Annotated in this window: 18 protein-coding genes and 1 tRNA gene; 13 read left to right on the forward strand and 6 right to left on the reverse strand. The window is 65.3% G+C overall.

Annotated features, from left to right (window positions below; genetic code table 11):
* Positions 1–12 precede the first annotated feature (12 nt).
* The 6 genes from JOE69_RS15775 (at position 13) to JOE69_RS15800 (ending at position 4,903) form a co-directional block, all read left to right on the forward strand.
* On the forward strand, positions 13–1,137 hold the full coding sequence (locus JOE69_RS15775; RefSeq protein ID WP_309800306.1) for a prephenate dehydrogenase: 1,125 nt from the start codon (positions 13–15) through the stop codon (positions 1,135–1,137).
* Complete coding sequence (gene cmk / locus JOE69_RS15780; RefSeq protein WP_309800308.1) at positions 1,134–1,862, forward strand: (d)CMP kinase; 729 nt, start codon at positions 1,134–1,136, stop codon at positions 1,860–1,862. The genes JOE69_RS15775 and cmk overlap by 4 nt, the downstream gene beginning before the upstream one ends.
* A gap of 1 nt (position 1,863) precedes the next feature.
* Positions 1,864–2,571 carry a lysophospholipid acyltransferase family protein gene (locus tag JOE69_RS15785; RefSeq protein WP_309800310.1) on the forward strand — a complete coding sequence of 236 codons (708 nt, stop codon included), beginning with the start codon at positions 1,864–1,866 and terminating at the stop codon, positions 2,569–2,571.
* Positions 2,564–4,078, forward strand: coding sequence for a ribosome biogenesis GTPase Der (gene der / locus JOE69_RS15790; protein ID WP_309800312.1), 1,515 nt, complete (start codon positions 2,564–2,566; stop codon positions 4,076–4,078). Before JOE69_RS15785 ends, der begins: the two co-directional genes overlap by 8 nt.
* Positions 4,079–4,193: 115 nt before the next feature.
* Entirely contained in the window at positions 4,194–4,664 is a 471-nt protein-coding gene (locus JOE69_RS15795) for a YqeB family protein (protein WP_309800315.1), read from the forward strand.
* 65 nt (positions 4,665–4,729) lie between these two features.
* The gene (locus tag JOE69_RS15800) at positions 4,730–4,903 is read left to right on the forward strand and encodes a hypothetical protein (RefSeq protein WP_309800319.1); all 174 of its coding nucleotides are present in this window, start codon (positions 4,730–4,732) and stop codon (positions 4,901–4,903) included.
* Positions 4,904–4,936: 33 nt separating this feature from the next.
* Here the strand turns inward: JOE69_RS15800 and JOE69_RS15805 are convergent, their stop codons facing one another.
* Positions 4,937–5,767, reverse strand: coding sequence for a helix-turn-helix transcriptional regulator (locus JOE69_RS15805; RefSeq protein ID WP_309800321.1), 831 nt, complete (start codon positions 5,765–5,767; stop codon positions 4,937–4,939).
* Positions 5,768–5,869: 102 nt separating this feature from the next.
* Here JOE69_RS15805 and JOE69_RS15810 point away from each other — a divergent pair, with 102 nt between their 5' ends.
* On the forward strand, positions 5,870–6,577 hold the full coding sequence (locus tag JOE69_RS15810; protein ID WP_309800323.1) for an SDR family NAD(P)-dependent oxidoreductase: 708 nt from the start codon (positions 5,870–5,872) through the stop codon (positions 6,575–6,577).
* Positions 6,578–6,629: 52 nt separating this feature from the next.
* On the forward strand, positions 6,630–8,153 hold the full coding sequence (gene mptB, locus JOE69_RS15815; RefSeq protein WP_309800325.1) for a polyprenol phosphomannose-dependent alpha 1,6 mannosyltransferase MptB: 1,524 nt from the start codon (positions 6,630–6,632) through the stop codon (positions 8,151–8,153).
* A 111-nt stretch (positions 8,154–8,264) separates the two neighbouring features.
* Here mptB and JOE69_RS15820 read toward each other — a convergent pair whose 3' ends face one another.
* Complete coding sequence (locus tag JOE69_RS15820; protein WP_309800327.1) at positions 8,265–8,840, reverse strand: helix-turn-helix domain-containing protein; 576 nt, start codon at positions 8,838–8,840, stop codon at positions 8,265–8,267.
* A 48-nt stretch (positions 8,841–8,888) separates the two neighbouring features.
* Here JOE69_RS15820 and JOE69_RS15825 point away from each other — a divergent pair, with 48 nt between their 5' ends.
* Positions 8,889–9,737 carry a class I SAM-dependent methyltransferase gene (locus tag JOE69_RS15825; protein WP_309800329.1) on the forward strand — a complete coding sequence of 283 codons (849 nt, stop codon included), beginning with the start codon at positions 8,889–8,891 and terminating at the stop codon, positions 9,735–9,737.
* A 60-nt stretch (positions 9,738–9,797) separates the two neighbouring features.
* On the opposite strand, the gene JOE69_RS15830 is transcribed toward JOE69_RS15825, so the two are convergent.
* Complete coding sequence (locus JOE69_RS15830) at positions 9,798–10,577, reverse strand: SDR family NAD(P)-dependent oxidoreductase (RefSeq protein WP_309800331.1); 780 nt, start codon at positions 10,575–10,577, stop codon at positions 9,798–9,800.
* A 71-nt stretch (positions 10,578–10,648) separates the two neighbouring features.
* Here JOE69_RS15830 and JOE69_RS15835 point away from each other — a divergent pair, with 71 nt between their 5' ends.
* Positions 10,649–11,305: a TetR/AcrR family transcriptional regulator gene (locus tag JOE69_RS15835; protein ID WP_309800334.1), complete on the forward strand. Its 657-nt coding sequence runs from the start codon at positions 10,649–10,651 to the stop codon at positions 11,303–11,305.
* On the opposite strand, the gene JOE69_RS15840 is transcribed toward JOE69_RS15835, so the two are convergent.
* Positions 11,298–11,765 (reverse strand): hypothetical protein, encoded by a 468-nt coding sequence (locus tag JOE69_RS15840; RefSeq protein ID WP_309800336.1) that lies wholly within the window; start codon positions 11,763–11,765, stop codon positions 11,298–11,300. The two genes, JOE69_RS15835 and JOE69_RS15840, sit on opposite strands and share 8 nt — an antisense overlap.
* Before the next feature lie 260 nt (positions 11,766–12,025).
* Between JOE69_RS15840 and JOE69_RS15845 the strand changes: the two genes are divergently transcribed.
* Positions 12,026–12,099 (forward strand) — tRNA-Pro (locus JOE69_RS15845).
* Positions 12,100–12,330: 231 nt separating this feature from the next.
* On the opposite strand, the gene JOE69_RS15850 is transcribed toward JOE69_RS15845, so the two are convergent.
* Together JOE69_RS15850 and JOE69_RS15855 are read right to left on the reverse strand one after the other, a co-directional pair.
* A complete protein-coding gene (locus tag JOE69_RS15850) occupies positions 12,331–13,521 on the reverse strand; it encodes a tyrosine-type recombinase/integrase (protein ID WP_309800338.1) in 1,191 nt (396 codons plus the stop codon).
* The gene (locus tag JOE69_RS15855) at positions 13,496–13,699 is read right to left on the reverse strand and encodes a helix-turn-helix transcriptional regulator (protein WP_309800340.1); all 204 of its coding nucleotides are present in this window, start codon (positions 13,697–13,699) and stop codon (positions 13,496–13,498) included. Before JOE69_RS15855 ends, JOE69_RS15850 begins: the two co-directional genes overlap by 26 nt.
* 187 nt (positions 13,700–13,886) lie before the next feature.
* Between JOE69_RS15855 and JOE69_RS15860 the strand changes: the two genes are divergently transcribed.
* Complete coding sequence (locus tag JOE69_RS15860; RefSeq protein ID WP_309800344.1) at positions 13,887–14,330, forward strand: hypothetical protein; 444 nt, start codon at positions 13,887–13,889, stop codon at positions 14,328–14,330.
* 12 nt (positions 14,331–14,342) lie between these two features.
* Positions 14,343–14,825 carry a DUF6349 family protein gene (locus JOE69_RS15865; protein WP_309800345.1) on the forward strand — a complete coding sequence of 161 codons (483 nt, stop codon included), beginning with the start codon at positions 14,343–14,345 and terminating at the stop codon, positions 14,823–14,825.
* Positions 14,826–14,883 lie beyond the last annotated feature (58 nt).

Here is a 14,883-nt window from a genome sequence, read left to right on the forward strand (position 1 = left end):
GTGTGAGCCGGGATGGCTGAACACAATGCCCAGCTGCCCAACAGCTACCTGAAAGGCCCGGTGGTGGTTTTCGGCACCGGGTTGCTCGGCACCAGCATCGGTCTGGGGTTGAGCCAGCGGGGTCTCCGGGTGCTGCTTTCGGATCCGTCGCCTTCGGCGCTTTCGGTGGCGGTGGACATCGGTGCCGGGATTCCGCTCGGCACCGATCCCGGCGTCTGGCCCGAGCTGGTGGTGGTCGCCGCGCCGCCGGACGTGTGCGCCCGGGTGGTGGCCGATGCGCTGGAACGATTCCCGGCCGCCTTCGTGGTCGATGTTGCCAGCGTCAAGGGCGCGATTCTGCGCGAATTGGCCGAACTCTCCGCCAAAACGCCGCTGGACTTGAGCCGCTACGTCGGCACGCATCCGATGGCGGGCCGGGAACGTGCCGGGGCGGTCTCGGCCCGCGGCGAACTGTTCAACGCGATGCCCTGGGTGGTCTGCCCGCATGCGGGCAGCAGCGCGGCAGCGGTGCAGGCCGCGCAGAACCTGGGTTTGGACCTCGGTGCGGTGTTGAGCCAATTCAGTCCGGAAGAGCACGATGAGGCAGTTGCCCTGGTTTCGCACCTCCCGCAGATGATGGCCTCGCTGGTCGCCGCCCGGTTGCAGGATGCCGCGCCGCATGCGCTCTCGCTGGCCGGCAACGGCTTGCGCGATGTCACCAGGATCGCAGCCTCCGATGCCAGCATGTGGGTGCCGATCATGTCCGCGAACGCGGAGCCGATCGCAGCGATCCTGCACGCCGTGCACGAGGATCTGATCAAGCTGATCGGAACCTTGGACGGGCCGGCTGCGCCGGGGGCCAGTCTGGCCATGGCGAAGCTGATCAGTGCCGGCAACGCCGGTCAGGCCCGGATCCCGGGTAAGCACGGCGGCCCGGCCCAGCCCTATGCCTGGTTGAGCGTGCTGGTGGACGACGAGCCCGGCCAGATCGCGCAATTGCTCACCGAGATCGGCGAAATCGGGGTGAACCTGGAAGATTTGCGCCTGGACCACTCCTCAGGGCGGAACGCCGGGATCGTGGAGATCTCGGTGTTGCCCGCGAAACGGGACGTGCTGATCGACGAATTGGCCGTGCGTGGTTGGAAGGTGTTGCAATGAGCGAACAGGACGCATCGCAGATGTTGCGGATCGGCCGTTCCCTGGTGATCGCGATCGACGGCCCCTCCGGTTCCGGCAAATCCTCGGTAGCCCGGGAAATCGCCCGCCGGCTGGGCCTGGCCTACCAGGACACCGGGGCGATGTACCGGGCGTTGACCCTGGTGTGCCTGGAGAACGGGGTTTCGGTGCAGAACCAGGCGGCCGTCGAGGAGCTCGCCGAACGGTTCTACTTCGAGCAGTGGTTCGACCCCGGAGTGGGCATGGTCGCCGCCGGGCTCGATGCCGAACGGGCGTTGGATGTCACGGATGAGATCCGTGAGCCAAGGGTGTCCGAGGCGGTTTCCGCGGTCGCCACCAACCTGGGCGCGCGTACCGAACTGATCCGCAGGCAGCGCGCCGCGATCGAATCGGTGCGCAACCGGATGGTCGTCGAAGGGCGGGACATCACTACCGTGGTGGCCCCGAAGGCCGAAGTGAGATTGCTGCTGACCGCCTCCGAGGCGGCCCGGCTGGCCCGCCGCGGCGCCCAGCTGGCATCCTCGGGGGAGCAGCAGTCGGCGGAGCAGCTGGCGCAGCAAGTGCTGGCCCGGGATGCCAAGGATTCCACCGTGGTGGACTTCCAACGGGCCGCCGACGGCGTGGTGACGATTGATTCGTCGGATTTGGATTTCGATCAGACCGTGGCCGCCGTGCTGCGTCTGGTGCACGAAACGGTGGGGGGATGAAATGATCGCAAGCGCTCCGGATGGAAGTACCCGGAAACGGAATGCGCCGGCGGCCTGGCGCACCTGGTGGTCCCGGCCGTTGGGTCGGATCCTGGACCATGTGACCTACCGGACCGCGGTGTACGGGAAGCCGGGGATCCCGCGCGAGGGCGCGGTGATTTTCGCCGCGAACCACCTGAGCTATCTGGACGGCCCGGTGATGGTCGGCGCCAGTCCGCGCTATATGCACGTGCTGGTGCGGGACACCATGTTCAAGGGGTTCCTCGGCTGGGTGCTGCATGCCTCGGGCCAGATCCCGATCGACCGGGCCGGGGACCGCGCGGCGCTCCAAGCGGCCAAAGCGGTGTTGGAACGCGGCGAGTGCATCGGAATCCTGCCCGAAGGGACCCGGGGCAGCGGCGACGCCGCCTCGGTGAACAGCGGGGTGGCTTGGCTGGCGCTGAACTCGGGCGCCGTGGTCGTGCCGGTTGCGGTGTTGGGCACCCGGGTGACCGGCGAGCACAAAGACAATATCCCGCCGCTGCGCCGGAAGTTCTCGGTGACTTTCGGCGATCCGCTGCGGATCGAACGGGTGCCCGGCCTTTCCGGGCGTGCTTCAATGGATGCGGCGGCGGAGCAGATCCGTGCGGCGCTCGCGCGCAATGTGCGCGAAGCGATCGAACAGACCGGGCAAGAGCTGCCGGCAGACGACAAGGTTGACAATGACTGACGAAGAATACGTACCCACCGGCGACGACCAGATTCTGGAAAAGCTCGCTGCCCTGGACGAGGACGATGCCGAGCAACGCGCCGAATCGCTGCGCGCCGGCTTGGCCGACTATGAGCTGGACGAAGACGATGCGGCCTTGCTGGCGGGTCTCGATTCCGGCGATTTCGACGACGCCGACGGCGGCTTGGCCCCGGTGCTGGCCATTGTGGGCCGGCCGAACGTGGGCAAATCCACGCTGGTGAACCGGATCCTGGGCCGCCGCGAAGCCGTGGTCGAAGACACCCCCGGGGTGACCCGTGACCGGGTGATGTATTCGGCGGAATGGAACGGCCGTCCGTTCACCGTGGTGGATACCGGCGGTTGGGAATTCGACGCCAAAGGGATCCACCAGCGGGTGGCCGAGCAGGCCGAAATGGCGATCGAGCTGGCCGATGCGGTGCTCTTCGTGGTCGACGCGACGGTGGGCGCCACCGCGATGGACGAGTCCATGATGAAAATGCTGCGCCGGACCAAGAAACCGATCATCCTGGTCGGCAACAAAGCCGATGACCCGCGTACCGATTCGGACGTCGCGACGTTGTGGGGCTTGGGCCTGGGCGAACCGTGGGCGGTTTCCGCGCAGCACGGCCGCGGGGTAGCGGATCTGCTGGACAAGATCATGGAGGTCCTGCCGGAGTTCTCCGAAGTGGAGACCACCGACCGCCGGGGCGGCCCGCGCCGGATCGCGCTGATCGGCCGGCCGAACGTGGGCAAGTCGTCGCTGTTGAACAAACTGGCCGGGTCCGACCGGGTGGTCGTGGACCCGATGGCCGGCACCACCCGGGACCCGGTGGATGAGTTCATCGAGCTCGGCGGCCGGACCTGGCGTTTCGTGGACACTGCGGGCATCCGCCGTCGTCAGCACATGGCGCAGGGCGCGGACTTCTACGCTTCGCTGCGGACCCAATCCGCGCTGGAAAAGGCGGAAGTCGCCGTCGTGCTTCTGGCGGTCGACGAGGTGCTTTCCGAGCAGGACGTGCGGATCTTGCAGCTGGCGATCGAATCCGGCCGGGCGCTGGTGCTCGCTTTCAACAAGTGGGATCTGCTGGACGATGAGCGCCGCCGGTACTTGGAACGCGAAATCGAGCAGGACCTGGCGCACGTCGACTGGGCGCCGCGGGTCAACATCTCCGCGAAGACCGGTTGGCACAAGGATCGGCTGGTGCCCGCCTTGGACACCGCCTTGGAATCCTGGGACAAGCGGATCGCCACCGGACGGTTGAATGCCTTCCTGGGCGAATTGGTTGCCGCGCACCCGCACCCGGTCCGCGGCGGCAAGCAGCCACGGATCCTCTTCGGCACCCAGGCGTCCTCGCGGCCGCCGAAGTTCGTGCTCTTCACCACCGGCTTCCTGGATCCGGGTTACCGCCGCTTCATCACCCGGCGGCTGCGCGAGACCTTCGGTTTCGAAGGCACGCCGATCGAGGTCTCGATGCGGGTGCGCGAAAAGCGCAAGCGGCCCCGCTAGTTCGCTTGCACTTCTGCTCACTGTTCATTGCGAACAGTGAGCAGAAGTGTCTATAGCTCATTATTCGGCTCGAATGGTGAGCAGGGATGTCGACCCAGGCGAGAGGTTGCAACGGATGACGGAGACCCGGCTCGAGGTGAGCCGAAACGGCAAGGCACTGTTGTTGCTGGCCACGGTGGTGGGCGGTGTCTCCTTGGGCGTCGCGTTGCCAGTGTTTTCGCGCTGGATCGCAACCTGGCAGTGGGCTCCGGCACAGAGTGTTTTCAGGTTCATCGGGAGCACCGATCAGTGGTGGATCATCGTTGGATTGCCGCTTCTGGGCCTGCTCGCCGGCCTCGGCTTTGCGCGCTACGTCCTGCACCGGACTCCGGCGTTGTTGATCTCCGACCAGGAAGTCCGGATCACGCAGGACGGTCAGAGCTGGGCGATCCCGCGTTCGAAGGTAACCGGAGTGCGCCGGGAGAAACGGAAGACCGTCATCGAAGCCAGTGGAGACGGGGAGTCGTTCGAAGGGGCGGTGGTGGGTTCCCCGGAAGAAATCCGGGACGCCTTCCTGCGGCATGGCTACCCTTGGGCAAGCGAATAGCCCAAGAGCAATAGTCTCAGCGCAGACCTAGTGAATTCTGGGCGGCACAGCCGTATTCTGAGGCCATGGAGCACGATCCGCTAAGCCCAGAAGGCCCAGAAGACCCCGCTCCGGCGAACAAGTTCGCTGCACTGCCGGAGCGGACTCCGCCGGAAGAATACATCCAGGCGGTCGAGGTGGACGACGTCGACTATGCCGAGCTCGATATGAATGACTGGCTCAAAAGGGCCGGCGGCTGATTCGGGGTCCTAGCGCCGGGGTTCCCCGCGTGCTCAGCCGATGACGCTTTGGCTGCCCAGTACCCCGAGCAGGGCAAGCTTTTCGGCGTCTTCAGTGCCCGGTTCCGCGGTGTAGACCATGATCCGCAGGTCGCTGCCAGCGACGCTGAGCAGATCGCAGTCCAGAACCAGCGCACCGAGTTCTGGATGGTCGATGGTCTTGCGCCCGGCGTGAGGCGAGCCGACCCCGCCGGAATCCCAGATCTCGGCGAATAGCACGCTCTTGGCCTGCAGCTCCGCGATCAGGCTGCGCAGCTGCGCATCAGCCGGATAGCGGTTTGCGCTGGCTCGCAGATCAGCGACCTGGGCAGTTTGCAATTCGCGCAGCGACTGCGGGGTATGCCGGACCCGGTTGCCGGAGCCCAGGAAATTCCGCCAGACCGCATTGCGTTCCTTGCCGGGTTGTTCGCCCATCAATGCGGTGTACTGCGGATTGGCGAGCAGCAGATTCAGTGCCGCATCGAAGACCGCAACCGGGGTGCCGAGCAATCGATCCAGCATCCGCTGCACGCTCGGGGCGATGAAGACGGGTACCATGCCGCGGCCCGGGGGCACCAGGCCGGCAGTGTGGAACAAATGCTCCCGCTCTGCAGCGTTGAGGCGCAGCGCACGGCCGAGCGCTTCGACAATCTGGCCAGAGGGGTTGCTAGCCCGGCCTTGTTCGAGCCGGGTCAGATAGTCGACCGAGATCCCGGCCAAGAAGGCGAGTTCTTCGCGCCGCAGCCCGACTGCCCGCCGATGGCCGCCGGCCGGCAGTCCAGCGGCTTCCGGGGGAACCCGATCCCGCCAGCGCCGCACCGCATTGCCGAATTCCGACGTCGTCATGCCGACCAGCGTACTCTGCCGACCGCCGCGCAGCCTGGCCCTGGCGGTCCCAGGATGCGCGGGGTGCTGGTTGGCTCAGCCGGGCAGGAACAAGCTGGAGGCATGAAAAAGATTCTGATCACTGGAGCAAACAAGGGCATTGGCTTCGAAACCGCACGGCAGCTGATCGCGGCCGGGCACACCGTGTACCTCGGCAGCCGGGATGCCGAGCGCGGGCAATGGGCGGCAGCGGAATTGGGTGCGCGGCTGGTCCAGCTGGACATCACGGACGATGCTTCGGTGGCGGCTGCGGCGCAGGCGATAGCGGCCGACGGCGGTTTGGACGTACTGGTCAACAACGCCGGGATCGAAGCGCGCACCGAAGGCAACGGCGTGGTCGACGCCCGGAATGTCACGGCGGACATCATGCGTGAGACCTTCGAGACGAACGTCTTCGGCACCGTGCGGGTGCTGCACGCCTTCATGCCGCTGCTGGAACGTTCGGATTCGCCGGTCATCGTCAATGTCAGTAGCGGACTGGCCTCGCTGACCGCGCTGAGCAACCCGGAATTCCTGGGAGCCGGCTATCCCGGGGTGGCCTATCCGGCCTCGAAAACCGCGGTCAATATGCTCACCGTGCAATTCGCCAAAGCCTTTCCGGCAATGCGGATCAACTCGGTGGAACCGGGGTTCACCAAGACCGACCTGAACGGGAACACCGGAGTCCAGACCGTGGCGCAAGGCGCGGCGATCATCGTCAAGATGGCTCAGGTAGGCCCTGACGGTCCCACCGGGGGTTTCTTCTACGCAGAAGGCGAGCTGCCCTGGTAGCTCCGGCGTTTTTCGCCGAACCTGCGGCTGACAGCAGGCTAAAATAAACGGAATGACGACGCCTGAGCCGAGAGCAGCAGTTGCTGCGCCCGGAATGGTCGCCGCCGCCCGGATCCCGCTCGGTGCCGGAGTGCTCGCCTCGCTGCTTCTGGTGTTCGGTTCGATAGGGGTCGGCTGGGTCGGCACGTCCTCGGTATTGTGGCGGAACCCCGCGTTCACTTGGATCCGGACCGAACCGGTCGGCGTGACGCTGGCGATCTGCAGCCTCGCCGTCGGCGGGTTGTTGCTGTTCTGGGCCTGGCTCAGACTGGGCCAATGCGCTCAAGGCTGGCCGCCGTCGTCGGGCCGTTTGGTCCGCTGGGCGATGGTGCTCTGGGGATTGCCGATGATGTTCGCGATCCCGCTCTCCAGCCGTGATGTCTACGCCTACATTGCGCAAGGCCGATTGGTGCTCTCCGGCGTCGATCCTTACACCAATGGCATCTCCTCCGGCGCCAATTGGTTCGGACTGGGGGCGGACAAGTTCTGGGCGGAAGCGCCGACGCCGTACGGTCCGGTGTTCTTATGGGTCGAGCATGCTGTGGTCTGGCTCAGCGGCGGAAGCCCGGAACTGGCGGTTTTCCTGTTCCGGTTGAGCTCGGTCATCGGCATCGTGCTCTGCGCGTACTACGTGGTCCGGCTGGCCGAGTTGCACGGAGTCAACCCGCACCGGGCGGTGTGGCTCTCGGTGGCCAATCCGCTCTTGCTGATCAACTTCATCGCTGCGGTGCATAATGACGGGCTGATGATCGGGCTGGCACTCGCCGGACTGTACTACTGCGCCACTAAGCGCGGTTTGCTGGGCGTGGTTCTGATCACGCTGTCGATCGCGGTTAAGCCGATCACGGTGATCCTATTGCCCTTCGCCGGGCTGTTGTGGGCCGGCAAACGGGCCGGCTGGCCTCGGAAGTTCGGATTCTGGGCGATGACCGCGCTGGTTTCGTTGGGTCTGCTGGCGCTCATGGGCTTGCTCAATGGCTTCGGCTTCGGCTGGATCAACGGACTGGCTGCGCCGGGCAGCGCCTGGCTTTGGTATGCGCCGATCGGCGCGTTGGGGTTCATGAGCATGACGGTTGCCTCGTTCTTCGGCGCCGACGGTTGGGGGACCGCCTACTTCGTCTGGAACGCGGCGAAAGTCGCCGCAGTGCTGCTGGCCCTCTGGCTAATCTTCCGGGGCAGCTACGATCAGCTGGTTCGCCGGCTGGCTTTGGCCTTCGCGGGCGTGGTGCTGCTGGCCCCGATCATCCAATCTTGGTATTTGGCCTGGCTCATCCCGCTGTTCGCGGTGACCGGGATCCGCGACGGTTGGCAGAGCAAGACCCTGTATTTCACCTTGGCGTTCTTCTCGGTCTACATGATTTCGGACCAATTGAGCATCTACCCCTATCTCAGTGAGCGCGGCGGAACGCTGACCACGGACAACGCCTGGATGCTGGCCGGCGGGATCGGCCTGGTGCTGGCGGCGTACATCATGGTGTTGGACCGGAATACCCGGCGGCTTTTCCTGCCGCAACGCTGGCTCAAAGACCGGGGTTGACCCGGAAAGCCAGGCACTTGGGCGCAGTTGTGCAGGGTTACGCTTCGATCTACCCTGCACAACTGCGCCCAAGTGGCTCGTGGGTTCCTCGGCTAGGTCTTTGTCTCGGAGCTAGCCCTGCGGATCGTGCAGGTGGGCGCGTTCGCCGTCATGGTCGAGGATCGAGATGATCTCCACCGGGCCGCCATGCGCGCCGATCACGTGCGGCACCATGGTGGAGAACTCAGCGGCCTCGCCGGCGCGCACCAGGAGCGTCCGATCGCCGAGTTGCAGCCGGGCGGTGCCGGAGAGCACCGCGAACCAATCCCGGCCCGGATGCACTTTCCGGTGTTCCGGCTGGGCCGGCCGTTCCGCGGTGATCCGCATTTTCGCCACCGTGGCGCCGCGCAGGGTTTCCCGGGACAGGATCCAGGTGGTCAGTCCCGGAGTGTGCTCGGGTTCGGGGCGGATCACCACATCTGGTTCGTCGGAAGATTCGACCAGCTCGTCCAAGCTCATGCCGAGCGCTTTGGTGATCGGCACCAGTTGGTCCAAGGCGATCCGGCGGTTTCCGGTTTCAATCCGGCTCAAGGTGGACGGGCTGATGGCGCACTTGGCGGCGAGGGATTCCAAAGACCAGCCGCGGGCCAGCCGGGATGCCCGGATGCGTTGCCGGATCATGCCCTCCAGGTCGATTTCTTGCGTCATACGCAATAGTGTATGCCGTTTGAGCAGGTTTCGGTTAGCGTGGCTGATATGACACATGATGCGCACCGGGACCATCCGGGTCACCGGCACCAGCCAGACGACGCCGGGTTGCTAGAAGTCTTGGAATTGGACGCGACGCTGTCCGGTTCGCAGATCGAGCAGATCATCGGGTGGTTGTCCCCGTACGCCCCGCAGCGCGTGCACTCGATCGTCGATGTCGGCGCTGGGCTGGGCGGTGGAAGCGTCGCCTTGGCGGAACAGTTCCCCGAAGCCTGGGTGCAGGCGGTCGACCGTTCCGAACCGATGTTGGCGCGGGTCCGGGAGAGCGCCGGGGCCCACGGGCTGGCGGATCGGATCAGCACATTGCCGGCGGACCTCGACCAGGAGTGGCCTCGGGAGGCAACCGGCGCCGATGTGGTCTGGGCGGCGTCTTCGCTGCACGAGGTCGCCGACCCGGAACGGACTTTTGTCCAGATTCACGCCGCCTTGCGGCCCGGCGGTTTATTGGCCGTCGTCGAACTGACCGGGTTGCCCAGGTTTTTGCCCGACGACGTCGGCCTGGGTGAGCCGGGGCTGGAGGCCCGGTTGCGCCGGGTGCTCAGCGGCTTGGGCTGGAATCGGCAACTGGAGTGGGAGCAGCTGATCCAGGCTGCGGGCTTCGAGCTGCTTGGAAAGGCCGGATTCTCCGCGGGCGGCGGGCACAGTGCCGAGGCGGCCCGGAAGTATGCGCGGACTTCCCTGGCCCGGATCCGTCCTGCACTGCAGGCCGGCGCGGCAACGGCCGACTTGGCGACGCTAGATGCGATCCTGGCCGGCGAAGATCCCGGCGCGCTCCTACAGCGGGGCGGGCTGGACGTGCGGGTGGACCGGGTGGCCTGGGCAGCGCGCAAGCGTTGAGCGGAAGCGCAGGCACGCCTGCGCGGGCCCTGGCAGGGTAGGCCCGGAGCCGCCCCGGGTTCAGTTCCGTCCGGACATCATCCGGCCCACCACCGGGATGACCAACCGGCGTGGGCCGACCCGGCCGAAGAAGGCCAGCGCGCCGTTGCTGGCGCCGTCCACCACGGTGTGCGAGTTGTTCGCCAGGCCCTTGAAGGTGGTCTTGACCACATCGTCCACGGTGCGCATCGAGCCGGCGGCCGCATCGGCTCCGGCCACCTCGAAGAACTGGGTGGAGGTCGCACCCGGGCAGACCGCGAGGGCGCGGACGCCAGTGCCTTTCAATTCGCCCCAGAGTGCCTGGGTGAAGGAGAGCACGAAGGCTTTGGTTGCCGCGTAGACCGCCATTTTCGGTACCGGCTGGAAGGCGGCGGTCGAGGCGATATTGATGATGAAGCCCTTGCGGTTGCTCAGCATGTCGGGCAGGTAGGTCTGGGTGAGGTCGACCAATGCGCCACAGTTGAGTTGGACCTCCTGGTTGACTTTGGCCGGATCCTGGTCCTGCAGGAAGCCGTGCGTGCCGAAGCCGGCGTTGTTGATCAGGCCGTCGACCTTGGGGTGCTTGTCTTTGAGCTTTTGCGCCGCGCCGGGTTCGGAGAGGTCGAGTTCGACGACGTCGGCCTGGATCCCATGTTGCTGTTCCAGTTTGCTGGCGATTTGCCGGAGCACTGCGCCGCTGCGGGCGACCAGGATCAGATTGGCCTTTTTCGCGGCGAAGGCCTCCGCGTAGGCGGTGCCGATGCCGGAGGAGGCGCCGGTAATCAGGATGGTCTGGTTGCTGAAATCGAGGCGGCTGGCCATGAGCGGTCCTTTGGTTGTCGGCGCTTTGATGTACACCGTATAGCAATCACTATACATGGTAAAGTTGGGTTGTGAACAAGCCCCTTTTGAGTCGAGAATCGGTGTTGGAAAAAGCTTTGGCGATTGCCGATGCCGAGGGCCTGGCGGCAGTGACGATCCGGCGGATCGCGGGGGAGTTCGGCGTGACGCCGATGGCGATGTACTGGCACTTCGCGAACAAGGAAGAGTTGTTGGCGGCGCTGGGGCAGCGCTTATGGAATTCCGTGGAGGTTGATCCGGAGGCGTCGTTGCGCGAGCTGCTGACGATTTTGGTCGAGGCCTTGCGGGCGCATCCGGCGATTGCCGGGCTGGCGGACACCCAGATGCTCTCCTCGGAAGGCGGCCTTGCGGTCACTGAGCGTGCCCTGGAACTGTTGGCCGGTTCGGGGTTCTCGGTGGCGGAGGCGTCGGCAATCGCCCGGAATGCAATGCAGCTTGCTGCGACGATGGTGATCGGTGAGCCCGGTGCTGATGTGGGTATTTCTGCCGCCGAGCGCGAGGCGTTGGTGGCGATGAAATGCCAACGGATTGGTGAGTTGTCGCAGCAGAAGTATCCGCGGATCGTGGCTGCGGCGAGTGCGTTGACCGAAGTCGACGATGTGGAGGAGTACTACCGGGTTTCGATCGATCTGTTCGTGGCCGGGGTGGAAACGATGGCGCGCTCGCGCAGCCTCCCCGGGTTCAGCTGATTTTTAGGTCTTTGGTCTCGCTGGAACCGTTGTAGCGGATGCGCAGGGTGAACCCGGCTGTCGGCGCGTTCTCTGGGAGTTCGACGATGTGGCTGCTCGGCCCCAGATCATCGGTGCAGACGTTGTTTTTGCTCGGCTCGAAGGTGAGTTCGACGACGTTGTCCGGCTCTGTGGTGATCGAGGCGGCGAGGGGCGGGCAGGTGGAACTGCCCCAGGTGACTACCCCGATTTTGTTTTCCGGCAGGCGGGCGGCCAACGGACCGTCCTGGCCGAAATAGCCGTCCGGGGTGCTACTGCTCGGGGTTGGGAGCGCCGCCGACAACTCGCTCGGGATGCCGCGTTGCGGGCTGGCTCCGATGCCCGAGGGATCGGGACTGGGGGAGCAGGCGGCCAACGTGAGCAGCGAGATGGCCGCTGCTATTGCCAGGTTTACCCGCCAGGGGAGTCTGCTGCGCTGCATGCCGACGAGTGTAGTCCTGGGTGCTTGCCGGTGGTCGGCCCTGCGGGAACTGCGGCTGAATCGTTAACTGGGGCGCCGTGGGTGGTGCCGGTTTTGGGCCGGTTACTGGGCCGGGCCGAGCGTACTGTATGATTTTCAAGTTGGCTTTCGCCGGGTTCGCCCGGGCTGAAATCAACGTTCGGGCTGTAGCGCAGCTTGGTAGCGCACCTGACTGGGGGTCAAGGGCACTAGGGCAGCGAAGCAGCCAAAAAATTCAACAACGGGATGTGGCGCAGCTTGGTAGCGCACTTGACTGGGGGTCAAGGGGCCGCAGGTTCAAATCCTGTCATCCCGACAAAAAAGCCCAGGTGAGAAGCGATTTTCTCGCCTGGGCTTCGTCTTTTCCAGGCCTTCACTGTTCTGGTCCCCAGAAGTCATGGTTACTTCGATCAGCACCGTCTCTCCTTCTCGCTCTGGTCGCGAGGGGGACCAGACGTGGCCCATTTCTCGCGGAAGTGGGGGGACCAATCCGGGCAGGGGAAGGCGCCGAGGCGCGATCAGCGGCTCGGCGGGTTTTCGTCTCTGGTCAGACCCCGGGTGCCCGGGTCGGCTTGATCTCCCTTCGCGCCGGCTTGGAGAGGAAGGCGTTTGCTTGGCGTGCGGCGTCAAGCAGGTGTCGGGTGTCCGGGTGGAGGTAGAGCCTCGTCGTCTCGATCGATCGATGGCCCAGGATCTGCTGAAGTATGTGTAGCGGCACGCCCGAGTCTGCGAGCCAGGTGGCTCCGGTGTGTCGGAGGCCGTGACGCTTGAGGTTTGGCAGGCCGAGTTCGACCACCAGGCTGTCCCAGTGGGTCGCTCGCCGGATCGAGGCGGTCGTGAGGACGCCGCCCTTCGGGCCGCGCAGCAGGGGCTCCTCCGGTGCGCGGCCCTCGGTAAGGCGCTTAAGAACCGGCTCGAGGGCTTTGAGGATCGGGACCGGCCGCGCTTGGCGTCCCTTAGTCGCTTTGGTGACGAGGCCGCCTTGTCCTGGGTAGGTCTGCTGCGCGATCGTGACGATCTCTGTCGTCCAGTCGACGTCGCCCACGCGGAGCCCGGCGACCTCTGACCCACGAGCTGCCAGGAGCGCTGCCAGCATGACGTGGTCGTGATAGCTCTGATGGACGAGCCCGCAGGCGTCAGCGAGCTTGTCGAGTGTGTCGAGGTCGGGGATTGCGTAGGCGCGCGGTGACCCGGTCGTCTGGGGAGCGCTGGTGTTGAGGCTTCGCCGCGCCCTGTTCTTCGCTGGGTTCGCGGAGATCACGTCTTCGCGAACGGCCTCGTCGAGCACACGCACGAGCGGGGCGATCGAGTTCTTGAGGATCGAGGCGGAGTATCGGGTCTCCCAGTCGTCGATTGCGCGGTCGATCATCCCGGGCGTGATCTTCCCGACCTGGACGTGCCCCAGAGCGGGGAGCACGCGAAGGCGCAGCCCGGCGTCGTAGCCTTGGGCGGTCGAGGTGAGGTCGAGGCCGCGCTTCCATCTATCGGCGATTCTCTCCACGAACGCGGTCAACGTGATCGTAGGGTCCGATCCGGTCTCGGCTGCACGCGCCATCTGAGCGAAGAACTCGTTGACCTCGTCCATGGTTTTCACGACGGTTGAGCGGGTCTGCCGCTGCTTGCTGATCGGATCGGTCCAGCGCACCCGCGCGCGGAAACCGTATGCGCGGCGTTCCACGTCTGGTGACAGCTTGACTCCGACCGGCGGGGTCTTACGCTCCGGTGTCTGCTCTGCCATTGCGGCTTTCCATCGACTCGACCCAGGCGCGAACGGTCTCCGGCCGATAGCGGGCGACGCTGGCAACGTGAATACACCCGGGACCGACGCCGCGTTTGCGCCACCGCGACAACGTCGCCTCGGAGATGTTCAAAAACGACGCAACATCGACGCTGCGCCACAGCTCAGGGGCCGCCATTCGTGCCTCCTGCTGCTCGCTTGTCCCCTCGAACCCATCAGCAGAGAACGGCATGGCGGTCCTCCTTCTCGTGCGCCGGCTAGCGATGCAATCCAGGTACGCCCATGCGGACACCGTTGACGACATATGGCGCACTCATGCGCACCTTCTCGGCGTCGACATGTCCAGGACCAGGGGTGGAGGACTAATGCCCGTTCCGCGCTCACGGCCCGAGCAGTTCGTGCCGTCCGGCTGGGACTCGGGTACACCCGAGCGCAAGGCGAAGTTCGTCAACTCGCTGCTGCGGTTCATCGTGGACGGGTTCCCGCGGGAGCGCTTCACGCGATCGCTGTATCTCGGGCTCTCGAACCACGGTTATTTCGGGTTCATCGCTCACTACGACATCCACGGTTTCTACGCCGAGCGGCTTTCGACCTCAGAGCGGCAAGCGTGCTTCCTGCGTGATCTGACGCGTGACTGCGAGCGAGAGGCAGGTCTTGACCGTCCCGATCTGTGGACCGACGTGAAGGCCGCGCTCGCCAAGCAGCTCCTGGTCGAGCCGGACGAGGCGTCGAGCCGCCGGCCGCGTCAGTTCCCGCCGATGGGTGCTCGCGCAGCTTCCCGCCGTGATGACGCACCAACCCTCTTCTGAGGCGAGAGAAACGTGGCGCGACGCTTAGACCAGATCGGTCAGCTCTCTTTCGACATCGACGCGTTGATCCACGCGGCGGAGGTCGAGGCTGCCCCGCGGTGGCAGGGCGCGCCGCTGCACTTCACGATTGGCTACTTCGCGCCGGCCGCCCTCGACGAGGCGTTCGAGCAGTGGTGCTTTCTCAACGGCCACTTCGATTCCATCGCACAGAGTCATATGTGGCACCGCTACCGCGCGCTGAACGAGCATGTCGACCTGGGTGAGCACAGCATCGACACTTTCACCGCGGACCTGCGCTGCAACGACCATGCGCACCGCGACAGCGCCGAGGACTGCTCGTGCGTCGGCGACATGGTACATCTGGCGATTTGCGAGCCGTGTGGTTGGCATCTCTTCACGGGTGACGAACCCTCGCATGTTGCAGTGAATGCAACTGTCCGTGCTTGCAATCGATACCTATTCGGCTCCTTCGGTGTCGAAGTGTTCCGACCATAACAGCGTGATCTCGCGGATGCGGAGATCTGGGTTGACACAGTGATGCACTGTCCCATAC

This window comes from Arthrobacter russicus (assembly GCF_031454135.1).
GTDB lineage: Bacteria > Actinomycetota > Actinomycetes > Actinomycetales > Micrococcaceae > Renibacterium > Renibacterium russicum.